This window comes from Ramlibacter sp. (assembly GCF_035548915.1).
In the GTDB taxonomy this organism is placed as follows: domain Bacteria; phylum Pseudomonadota; class Gammaproteobacteria; order Burkholderiales; family Burkholderiaceae_C; genus Ramlibacter.
This window is the reverse complement of record NZ_DASZSE010000044.1, coordinates 154,232-164,515: the sequence shown is the minus strand read 5'-3', so window position 1 is coordinate 164,515 and position 10,284 is coordinate 154,232. Positions and strand designations below refer to the sequence as shown.

Sequence of the window (10,284 nt, the reverse complement as noted above, 5' to 3'; positions counted from 1 at the left end):
TTTGCCGCAAGCATCACGCGAAGAGGCGCGGGTCGAACTCGAACGGATTCTTCTCGACGTGAAGCACGATCGCCGAGTACTGCGGATGACTCGGGTTGATGACGAGATTGCGCTCCGCCGTCTCCACGTACGACGGAACCCACAGCCCGAGCGAGCGGCCCGAGCGCGCCCAATCGGCGCCGATGGCCTGGGTCGCGCCCATGTCGGAGCGCCAGTTCGCGGGCAGGAGCGGCGACGCATCCTCCAGCCGAGCACCCTTGGGCAGCGCGAGCCGCAAGAGCACCATGTCCTTCGGTGCGCAGCCGTTGCAATGCACGCGCCTTTCGAGCTGGCAGAGCGCTCGCGTGCCGCCCGCATACACGACCGGCACGCGATCGGCAGCAACATGCCAGCGGCCGTCCGCCAGCAGCGAGCCGAAGGGAAGGCTTGCGAGGCTCAGCGCGCCTTTCCATCCGATGCGCCACACCTGCACGCCGGCCGCCGGCCGCGCCGTGCTCACACGACGCCGCCGTGCCGGATCGCGATGAGGATCTCGCGCACGCGTTGCGCGCCGTAGGACGTGGAGGCGGCATCGATGGGCGACTCGCCCAGCAGCGGATGCTCCTTCTTGAGCCACGCGTGCGCCGCCGACTCCGAAGCGAAGACGCCGAGTGCCATGGCTTCGAGCTCCGCCAGGCGCAGCACCGTCTCGGCGCTGTGCCGTGGCAGGGTCTGGTCGTTCTGCGCATAGCGGCGCATCGTCGTGCGGTCCACGCCGATCACGGGCGCGAGTTGCGTCGCGCCGATCTCGAGCAGTTCGCCAAGCGGCACGAGGACCTCCGCGGCGATGCCTTCGCGAACGATCGCATGCGCGGTGTCGTTGGAGATAGCGAACTGCTTCGCGTCCTGCCGGGCGCGGCGCGCCCCCGCCTCGGGAAGGCTGCGCAACAGGATGCTCCAGAGGGCTCGCCGGTTGTCCTGCGGACGGGCCGATGGCGCTGGCGCCACAGGACGGCGATGAAAGGCGACTGCGGCGTTCATGAGGCAATTACAACATATTATTGATGAAATTGCACACCCGCGCGGATCAACCTGGATTTCTTCCGGCGGCGTACACGAGCGCCTTGCTGCCGAAGAGCTCCACTTCTCCTTCCAGCCGCTCGCCGATGCGCTCGGCGACCTTGATCGAAGGCGCGTTCAGCGGCCGCACGAGGCTGATCACCCGGTCGCGCCCCAGCGCTTCGAATGCGTATTGCAGCGCGCGCTTCGCGCCCTCGGTGGCAAACCCCATCCCCCATGACGACCGGCGCAGGGTCCAGCCGAGCTCGAAGCCCGGCCAGCCTTCCGGGTCGATGAAGCCGATGCGGCCCACGAGTTCGCCGGTGGCGCGCTCCTCCACCGCCCACATGCCGTAGCCGCGCAACGCCCAGTGGCCGAGGAACCACGCGATCTGCCCCCAGGTCTGGGCGCGGTCCAGCACGTTGCCGTTGCCCAGGAATCGCATCACCTCCGGGTCGGCGCAGATTTGCGCGTAAGCCGCGAGGTCCTCCTCGCGGAACATGCGAAGAAGAAGCCGGTCCGTCTGCAGCGTGACATCCATCATGAGCGAGCCCGCGCGACGGCAAGCGAGGGCGGATGCGCGAGCGTCTGATAGACCACGCAATAACGCTCGGTGAGCTTCAGGAGCGTATCGAGCTCCTCGTCGCTCGCATCGGTGTCGAGCGTGACGACCAGCCGGATCGCCTGGAAGCCGACGGGCGCATCCTTCGCCACGCCGAGCGTGCCGCGGAAATCGAGGTCGCCTTCGGCGCGAAGCGTGGCGTCGCGCAAGGGAATGCCGAGCGACGTGGCCACCGCGTTGAGCGTGACGCCCGCGCAGGCGACCAGCGCTTCGAGCAGCATGTCGCCCGAGCACGCGGCCTGCCCCGTGCCGCCAGTTGCCGGGTGCAGGCCCGCGGTGACCAGCGCCTTGCCGGTTTCCACCTTGCAACTCACGCCTTCGCCGATGCAGCCTTCCGCGCGCAGCGTGACGAGCGCGGAGGCGGGTTCCTCACGGTAGCGCGACTTCAACGGCGCCTGCATCGCGCGCAACTCGTCCGCATTCATGCCGGGTCTCCTGTGTGGGGCGGGGTGCGGCTATTTTGAACCGGACTTCGCCTTCGCGTCGTATTCGCGCGCCGTTGCCTCGTCGCCTTTGGCGCGATAGAGGTGCGCGAGTTCCTCGAATACGTCCGGGTCGCTGCCGCCCGCGTCCTGCCATTCGCGCTCGAGACGCAGCTGGATCGCAAGCGCCTCGTCGAAGCGTTTCATCGACCTCAGGGTCCACGCGACCATCCAGCGCGCGATGCGCGTGGCTTCGGCATTGCCGCCTCGCTCGCGCAGCGCGAGCGCCTCTTCGAATTCCTGCAGCGCCTCGTCGTATCGGCCGAGCTCGTGCAGCGCATAGCCAATGTTGTTGCGCAGAGATGCCTGCCACTTGCGTGCGGCGGGTTGTGACGACGCGAGCGCGATGGCGAGCGCCTCCCGGCCCCACCTCAGCTCGTCCGCGGGCCCGGTATCCACGAAGGCGAGCATGTGCAGGCCGTCGATCGCGAGCGCGTCCAGCCCGGCGCGTCTGGCTTGATCGATCGCATCGAGATACGCGCGCCGCGCGGCTTCGCGCGCATCCGCCGTTTGACTTGCCGGCGGGTGCGTCGCCGACACATACGTTCGGCCAAGTTCCAGCAGGTAGCGCACGCGCGCTTCGGCGCCCGCACCGGCGAGCCGCGATTGCACGTCGGCGAGAATGCCGCGCGCCCGCGCGAAGTCGCCTCTCAGGCCGTAACTGCGCGCGATCTGCGTCCGCAGGATGAGCGCGTCGTCGCCCTCGGCGGAAGCAAGCGCGGCGCTGAAACGCTCTTCGCTCTGCGCGGGGTTGTCGAAATTCCAGAGCGCATCGACGTCGACGGCGCCGAGAGCCGCGAACGGGACGGCGATCAGGGCCGTCGCCGTCGCGAGCCGCATCCGCACCACCGGCCGCATCGCGTTCAAGTCTCCAGCAGCCGGTCGAGCGCGGCCACCACGCGCGCCGCGTGCCGCGTGCGCGCTTCACCATAGTCGCGCCGGAAGAGCCGCGCCGTCGGATACCAAGGCGAATCCTCGCGATGCAGCAGCCACCGCCAGTCCGCATTGGGGCCCAGCAGGATCCATACCGGTCGCGCGAGCGCACCCGCGAGATGCGCAACCGCCGTGTCCACCGTGATCACGAGGTCGAGCTCCTGCATCATCGCCGCGCTGTCGGTGAAGTCCCGCCATTCGCCCGTGAGGTCCACCAGCCGCTCGGGGTCCGCCTTCATGTCGGTGTAGACGCCCGCGTCGCTCTTTTGCAGGCTGAAGCACTGCACGCGCGGATGCTCGAAGAGGCCGCGCAGCGTCGACAGCGGCATCGCCCGGTTGCGGTTGTTCACCTGCACGTGCGAGCCGGACCACGCGAGTCCCACCTTGAAGCGGCCCGCCCACGGCTTCATGCGCGCTTGCCACTCGGCCCGCTTCGCGGGCGTGGTCTTCGCGTAAGGGACGGCCGCGGGGATGGTGTCGAGCGTGGTGCCATAGCGCAGCGGCAAGTCGAGCAGCGCCACGTGGTAATACGTTTCGAAGTTGCGGCCCGCGCCCAGGCACAGCACGTCCTCGAAACTCGCCTCGACGAGCGAGCCGAGTTCCGGCTGCACGACGCAGCGCACGATGCCGCCGTCGCGCTGCAAGAACGGGATGTAGCGCATGAACTGGATCACGTCGCCCAGGCCCTGCTCCGCGTAGACGAGGATGTTGCCCCGAAGCGGATGCACGGCCGTGCCCTTCCACTCGCGATCCGGCATGAAAAAGCTCGGCCGCTGCATGCGCGTCGTGTCGTTCCAGCGCTTTTCGTACCACTGCCAGCCTTCTTCGAGCCGGCCTTCGAGCAGCAGCGAAAGCGACAGGTCGACCTGCGCGAGCGCGAAGTCCGGCAGCAGCTCCAGCGATCGGCGCAGGTACACCTCGGCCTCGGCGACGCGGTTGAAGCCGAGCAGCGCCGTTCCCATGATCCGCACCGCGTACGGATGGTCCGGTGCGAGCGCCACGGCACGCTGCGCGTGCGTCATCGCGCCGTCGAAATCCTCCAGCCGCCACAGAACCCCCGCGAGGTCCACGTGCGCTTCCATGAAGTCCGGATCGAGCGCGATCGCCTTGCGATAGAACTCCGCCGCGTCGTCGATGCGGCCGGTCTGCTCCAGGCAGAAGCCGGTGTGAAGCAGTGTCGCGCGGGTCGGCGTTTCTTCGAGCTCGCGCAGCCGCGCATAGGGCACGAGCGCCGCCTCGTAGCGCCGCAGGTTCATGAGCGCCTCGCCCTGTGCCTGCAGCAGCTCGCGGTGGTCCGGATTGGCGGCGACGGCCGTGGCAAGCAGCGGCTCGAGTTCGCTCTTGCGGTTCTGCGTGTGCAGCATGCGCGCGAGTTCGAGCCACAGCTCGGCGCGCTGCGGAGCGACCCGGCATGCGTCGCTCAGCCACGCCGCGGCGCTCCAGCCGTCGCCGGTGCCCACGTAGGCGCGCGCGAGTCCCACGCGGGGCTCCACCGCGTTGGGCATCTGCGGCACGAGCTTCGCGAAGACGGCCAGGGCTTCGTGAAAGCGCCCGCCCGCAAGCAGCGAAGCGCCCTGCTCCATCGGCGTCATCGGGCGGCCTCCGCCGCGCGGCCGCCTCCGCTCATGCGATGGGCAAGCCCGAGGGAATGAGGAAGTCGCGGCTGATGCGCCCGCCGAGATCGTTCACGCGATCGAGGAATTGCGTGAGGAACGCGTGCAGGCCGTTGGCGAGAATCTCGTCGATGCTGCCGTACTGCAGCTCGGCGCGCAGGCGCCCCGCGCGGCGGCGCGTTTCGGCCGACTGGTCGTTGGCGACCCATTCGAGGTTGGAGACGACTTCGTTCATGCTCGCGTGCAGTGACCGCGGCATGTCGGGCCGCAGGATGAGGAGGTCCGCAACGCGCTCGGGCTTGATCACGTCGCGGTACACCTTGCGATAGATCTCGAAGCCCGAGACCGACCGCAGTATCGCGCTCCAGTGGTAGAAGTCGTATTCCTGATCCTTTTCGCTCGCCACGCCGAAGAAGTCGCTCTGCACCGCGTGGAACTTCACGTCGACGAGCCGTGCGGTGTTGTCCGCGCGTTCGAGGAAGGTGCCCAGGCGCATGAAGTGCAGCGCCTCGTCCATGAGCATCGTGCCCACCGTCACGCCGCGCGAGAGGTGCGAGCGGAACTTCACCCATTCGAAGAACTGGGCCGGATCGCGCTCGAAGTCGTCGGCGGCCAGCATGCGCTTCACTTCCAGCCAGGTCTGGTTCTGCGTCTCCCACGCCTCGGTGGTGAGCGAGCCGCGCACGGCCCGCGCGTTCTCGCGCGCGGCGCGCAGGCACGAGACGATGGAAGACGGGTTCTCTTCGTCCCGCACCATGAATTCCATGACGCGGTGCGGGCGGATTTCGCCGTGCTTCGCGGTGTAGGCGGGCATGAGCTCGCTGATGGAAAGCATGCCCTGCCAGCCGACTTCGGCAACGGCGGCCGACTGCGGCAGAAGCGACGTCTGGTAGTTGACGTCCAGCATGCGCGCGGTGTTTTCCGCGCGCTCGGTGTAGCGGGACATCCAGAAGAGGTGGTCGGCGGTCCTCGAGAGCATGATCAGACCTCCAGCACCCACGTGTCCTTGGTGCCACCGCCTTGCGACGAATTCACCACCAGAGAACCTTCCTTCAGCGCCACGCGCGTGAGGCCCCCGGGCACCATCTGCACGTCCTTGCCCGAGAGCACGAACGGCCGCAGGTCGATGTGGCGCGGCGCGATGCCACGATCCACGAAAGTCGGGCACGACGAAAGCGACAGCGTCGGCTGCGCGATGTAGCCTCCCGGATTCGCGACGAGCTGCTCTCGAAAATCCTCGATCTCCTTCGTCGAGGCCGCGGGTCCGACGAGCATGCCGTAGCCGCCCGCGCCATGCACTTCCTTCACGACCAGGTCGCGCAGGTTCGACAGCACGTATTTCAGGTCCGCCGGATTGCGGCATATGTACGTGGGCACGTTCGAGAGGATCGGCTTTTCGCCGAGATAGAACTCGATCATCTTCGGCACGTACGGATAGATCGACTTGTCGTCCGCGATGCCGGTGCCCACGGCATTGGCGAGCGCCACGTTGCCCGCGCGATAGACGTTCAGGAGCCCCGCGCAGCCGAGCGTCGAAGTCGGGCGGAACACCGACGGGTCGAGAAAGTCGTCGTCCACGCGCCGGTAGATCACGTCGACCCGGCGCGGCCCGCGCGTCGTGCGCATGTAGACGAAGCCGTCCTTCACGAAGAGGTCCTGCCCCTCGACGAGTTCCACGCCCATCTGCTGCGCGAGGAAGGCGTGCTCGAAGTAGGCGCTGTTGTACATCCCCGGGGTGAGCACGACCACCGTCGGCTCGTCGGCCGTCGCGGGCGCCGCCGCGCGCAGCGTCTCCAGCAGCAAGTCGGGATAGTGCATCACCGGAGCCACCTGGTAGGCGCTGAAAAGCTCGGGGAAGAGCCGCATCATCATCTTGCGGTCTTCCAGCATGTAGCTCACGCCGCTCGGCACGCGCAGGTTGTCTTCGAGCACGTAGTATTCGCCCTCGCCCTGCGCATTGGGCGCGCGCACGATGTCGATGCCGGCCACGTGCGAATAGACGTCGTGCGGGACGTGCACGCCCATCATCTCGGGGCGGAACTGCACGTTGCCGAGCACCTGGTCGGCAGGCACCACGCCCGCCTTGATGATTTCCTGCCCGTGATAGACGTCGTGGATGAAGCGGTTCAATGCCGCCACGCGCTGCACCAGGCCGCGCTCCATCCGCTGCCACTCGTGGGCGGGAATGATGCGCGGAATGAGGTCGAAGGGGATGAGCCGCTCGGTGCCGGAGCCGTCCTCGTCCTTCGCGCCGTAGACGGCGAACGTGATGCCCACACGCCGGAAGATCATCTCCGCTTCGTCGCGGCGGGCCTTCATGACCGCGGGGCTCTGGCGCGCGAGCCACTCGGCGTAGGTGCGATAGTGATCGCGCACGCCCTGGGTCTGCGTCTGCACCATGCCCGAGGGGCCGCCCATGGATTGGCTCTGGAACTGCAGCGTCGCGTCGCTTGCAGGGGCCCCGGCGAGCATCTCGTCGAATTTTTGCATGGCTTGAAGTTTTGCCTCCCCGCAAAGGATAGCAACTTCCAGGCCGCCTGCGCGCGCCTGGCCGGCTTCAGGGGGCGCGATGGCGCCAGTAGCGCGCCGCCGCCTCGCGTTCGCAGCGGACCGCCCCCGGCTCGGTGGAACGCCAGAGCGCGGCACCGCAGTGGGGCGAGTCGAAGATCGCCAGGCCGTGCTCGCGCAGCCGCTGGACCACCTGCGCGGCCGGGTGGCCGAAGCGGTTGCGGTAGCCCGCCTGGACGAGGCCGATCTTCGGCGCCACGGCTTGCAGGAAGACGTCGCTCGACGAAGTCTTGCTGCCGTGGTGCGGCACGAGCAGCACGTCCGCCGCGAGCGTCGAATGGCGCGCGACGAGGGCCGCTTCCTGCGGCGCTTCGATGTCGCCCGTGAGCAGCGCCGCGGTGCGGCCGTTCGAGATTCGCAGCACGCAGCTGATGGCGTTGGATTTGGGAGAATTCGCATAGTCGCCCGCGACGGGATGCACGATGTCGAAGGCGACGCCGTCCCACTGCCAGTGCTGTCCGGCTTCGCAGCGCGTTGCCCGGCGCAGTGCCTGCAATTCGTGATCGGGGGCGATGGAGCTCACGAGCGCCGCGTCCGGCTGCATCGTGAGCACCGCGGCGGCGCCGCCGACGTGATCGGTGTCGCGATGGCTCAGCACGACGATGTCGACGCGCGCGTCGAGGCTGCGCAGCAGCGGCACCAGCACGCGGTGGCCCGCGTCGGCTTCGAGGCTGTAGCGGGGGCCGGCGTCGTAGACGAGCGCGTGTTGCGCCGTGCGCACGATCAGGGCGTTGCCCTGGCCGATGTCGGCGGCAAGCAGCTCGAATTCGCCCGTGGCGGGCCGGGGGGCCTGCCAGAGGAGCACGGGCAGGAGGAGCGGCAGGCCGAGCAGGCGCATGTGCCGCGGCCACGGCATGGCGAGCAGCAGGCCGCCGGCGACACCCGCGATGCCGGCCCATAACGGTGCGGCGGCGACCGAAAGCGTGGCGAGGGGGAGTTGCGCGAGCCATTGCAGCACGCTGCCGAGCACCTGAATGGACCATGCGGCCATGCCCCACAGCGCGCCCACGAAGACGCCGCCCATGGCAAGCGGCGTGACGACGAGCGTGACCCAGGGGATCGCGAGCAGGTTGGCGAAGATGCCGACGAGAGACACCTGGCCGAAGAGGAGGAGAGACAGCGGCGTGAGGGCGACGGTGACGATCGCCTGCTCGCGAAGGAGGGAGCGCGTGGCGGCGCAGAGCCGCTGGGTCATTCCGGCGCCCGTCTTCTCCGTCGCTGCCGCGCCGGTCTGCTCCGTCATTGCCGCGCCCCGCTCCTCGGTCATTGCCGCGCCCCGCTCCTTCGTCATTGCCGCGCCCCGCTCCTCCGTCATTCCCGCGGCCCGCTCCTCCGTCATTCCCGCGCCCCGCTCCTCCGTCATTGCCGCGCCCCGCTCCTCCGTCATTCCCGCGAAAGCGGGAATCCAGGGCCTCCAACGCTCTGGATTCCCGCTTTCGCGGGAATGACGAGGGTGGGGGTCGCCTGGATTCCCGCTTTCGCGGGCATGACGAGGTTGGGGGTCGCCTGGAGTCCCGCTTTTGCGGGAATGACGAGGTTGGGGGTCGCCTGGATTCCCGCTTTCGCGGGAATGACGAGGGTGGGGATCGCCTGGATGCCCGCCTTCGCGGGACTGACGAGGGCGGGGATCGCCTGGATTCCCGCTTTCGCGGGAATGACGAGGGTGGGGATCTGCTGGATTCCCGCTTTCGCGGGAATGACGGAGGGGGCGCCGAGGATCGCGAGACTGCCCGGAACGATCCGTCGCGAAGAGCACCCCCACCGCCACGAAGCTCAGCCAGAACCCCGCCTGCAGCATCGCCCACGGATCGATCGTCACGACCACGGCGCACGCGAGCAGCCACGTGATCGGCCACGGCCACGCCTTGCCGCTCATGCGCAGCGCGCCCACCGTCGCGAGCATCCAGATCGTCCGCTGCGAAGGCACACCCCACCCGCTGAAAAGCGCATAGAGCGTCGCCAGCACGAGTCCCCCCGCCAAGGCCGCATGCTGCGCCGGGCATGCGAGGCACAAGCGCTCACTGCGCCGCCAGGCCGCGCCCACCAACGCGGCGGCCAGCCACGCGAACATCGTGATGTGCAACCCCGAGATGCTCATGAGGTGCGCGACGCCGGTCGCGCGGAACACGTCCCAGTCGTTGCGCTCGATCGCGGACTGATCCCCCACCACGAGCGCCGCGATCACGCCCGCGAGCCGGCGATCGGCCACGCGCTCGTAGATCGATTCGCGCACCGACCAGCGCAACTGCTCCAGCGGATGCCGCCACGTGCGCCCGAGCCGCAACGGGCCGCCGGCCTGGGAAGCCGTGTGCGCATCGCCGGCCGCCCGCGCGTCATTCGAATCGCCGCGCACATCGCCCGCCGCCTGCGCCCCGCGCGGATCGCCGACCACCCGCGCGTCACTCGAATCCTGCCAATCGCCCGCCACCTGCGCGTCCTTCGCGCCCGCGCGCACGTAGCCCGTCGCCTGCAGGCCCTGCTCCCACAGCCAGAGTTCGTAATCGAAGCCGTTCGGATTGACGTTGCCGTGCGGCGCCTTCAGCCGCACGGTCATGCGCCAGCGCTCGCCGGGACGCAGCTGCGGTATCGACGCGGTGGCACCATCCGCGTACCAGCCAAGCAACATCTCCGGCGGCAGACCGCTCGGTGCCTCCAGCTCGAACCGAAAGCGCTGGCCCGCATCGCCTCGCTGGGGCATGGCCGCGATGAGGCCGGTCACGCTCACGTCGCGGCCTTCCAGCGCCGGGTCGAGCGCAGTCGCGGCAAATGCCGAAGCACGCGCGCCCGCAAGTGCGAAGGCGAGAAGCCCGGCTGCCATGAAGACGACCAGCGGACTGCGCACCCGACGCCACGCGGCGCAAAGCGCGCACCCCACGAGCGCCAGCCCGCCATAGGCGAAGCCCGCCCACAGCTCGGCCTGCTGCAGCTGCAATGCCGTTCCGGCGACGACGCCCGCAAGCGCCATCGCGAGCCACTTGCCACTCCCTCTTGCCTGTTCTTGCATGACGCCGTGCTCAACGGCACCTGC

9 protein-coding genes are annotated in these 10,284 nt (G+C 68.8%); all 9 read right to left on the bottom strand.

Annotated elements, in window-relative coordinates:
• Positions 1-13 precede the first annotated feature (13 nt).
• The 9 genes from VHA82_RS18775 to VHA82_RS18735 all read right to left on the bottom strand — a co-directional run bounded on the left by VHA82_RS18775 (position 14) and on the right by VHA82_RS18735 (position 10,260).
• The gene (locus VHA82_RS18775; protein ID WP_325546596.1) at positions 14-499 is read right to left on the bottom strand and encodes an RES family NAD+ phosphorylase; all 486 of its coding nucleotides are present in this window, start codon (positions 497-499) and stop codon (positions 14-16) included.
• Positions 496-1,020, bottom strand: a complete 525-nt coding sequence (locus tag VHA82_RS18770; RefSeq protein ID WP_325546594.1) for an antitoxin Xre/MbcA/ParS toxin-binding domain-containing protein — start codon at positions 1,018-1,020, stop codon at positions 496-498. The genes VHA82_RS18775 and VHA82_RS18770 overlap by 4 nt, the downstream gene beginning before the upstream one ends.
• 46 nt (positions 1,021-1,066) lie before the next feature.
• Positions 1,067-1,582 (bottom strand): GNAT family N-acetyltransferase, encoded by a 516-nt coding sequence (locus VHA82_RS18765; RefSeq protein WP_325546592.1) that lies wholly within the window; start codon positions 1,580-1,582, stop codon positions 1,067-1,069.
• Positions 1,579-2,085: an OsmC family protein gene (locus VHA82_RS18760; RefSeq protein WP_325546590.1), complete on the bottom strand. Its 507-nt coding sequence runs from the start codon at positions 2,083-2,085 to the stop codon at positions 1,579-1,581. The genes VHA82_RS18765 and VHA82_RS18760 overlap by 4 nt, the downstream gene beginning before the upstream one ends.
• 30 nt (positions 2,086-2,115) lie before the next feature.
• Positions 2,116-3,000 carry a tetratricopeptide repeat protein gene (locus tag VHA82_RS18755; protein ID WP_325546914.1) on the bottom strand — a complete coding sequence of 295 codons (885 nt, stop codon included), beginning with the start codon at positions 2,998-3,000 and terminating at the stop codon, positions 2,116-2,118.
• A gap of 5 nt (positions 3,001-3,005) precedes the next feature.
• Positions 3,006-4,667, bottom strand: coding sequence for a tetratricopeptide repeat protein (locus tag VHA82_RS18750; protein ID WP_325546588.1), 1,662 nt, complete (start codon positions 4,665-4,667; stop codon positions 3,006-3,008).
• A gap of 31 nt (positions 4,668-4,698) precedes the next feature.
• Entirely contained in the window at positions 4,699-5,667 is a 969-nt protein-coding gene (locus VHA82_RS18745) for an alpha-E domain-containing protein (protein ID WP_325546586.1), read from the bottom strand.
• A gap of 2 nt (positions 5,668-5,669) precedes the next feature.
• A complete protein-coding gene (locus VHA82_RS18740; RefSeq protein ID WP_414708675.1) occupies positions 5,670-7,106 on the bottom strand; it encodes a circularly permuted type 2 ATP-grasp protein in 1,437 nt (478 codons plus the stop codon).
• A gap of 139 nt (positions 7,107-7,245) precedes the next feature.
• Positions 7,246-10,260, bottom strand: coding sequence for a DNA internalization-related competence protein ComEC/Rec2 (locus VHA82_RS18735; protein ID WP_325546584.1), 3,015 nt, complete (start codon positions 10,258-10,260; stop codon positions 7,246-7,248).
• Positions 10,261-10,284: the final 24 nt, after the last annotated feature.

Coding starts and splice junctions, on each gene's coding strand:
- VHA82_RS18770 (WP_325546594.1), bottom strand. CDS start 1,020: ATGAACGCCGCAGTCGCCTTTCATCGCCGTCCTGTGGCGCCAGCGCCA.
- VHA82_RS18750 (WP_325546588.1), bottom strand. CDS start 4,667: ATGACGCCGATGGAGCAGGGCGCTTCGCTGCTTGCGGGCGGGCGCTTT.
- VHA82_RS18755 (WP_325546914.1), bottom strand. CDS start 3,000: ATGCGGCCGGTGGTGCGGATGCGGCTCGCGACGGCGACGGCCCTGATC.
- VHA82_RS18740 (WP_414708675.1), bottom strand. CDS start 7,106: ATGGGCGGCCCCTCGGGCATGGTGCAGACGCAGACCCAGGGCGTGCGC.
- VHA82_RS18765 (WP_325546592.1), bottom strand. CDS start 1,582: ATGATGGATGTCACGCTGCAGACGGACCGGCTTCTTCTTCGCATGTTC.
- VHA82_RS18735 (WP_325546584.1), bottom strand. CDS start 10,260: ATGCAAGAACAGGCAAGAGGGAGTGGCAAGTGGCTCGCGATGGCGCTT.
- VHA82_RS18745 (WP_325546586.1), bottom strand. CDS start 5,667: ATGCTCTCGAGGACCGCCGACCACCTCTTCTGGATGTCCCGCTACACC.
- VHA82_RS18760 (WP_325546590.1), bottom strand. CDS start 2,085: ATGAATGCGGACGAGTTGCGCGCGATGCAGGCGCCGTTGAAGTCGCGC.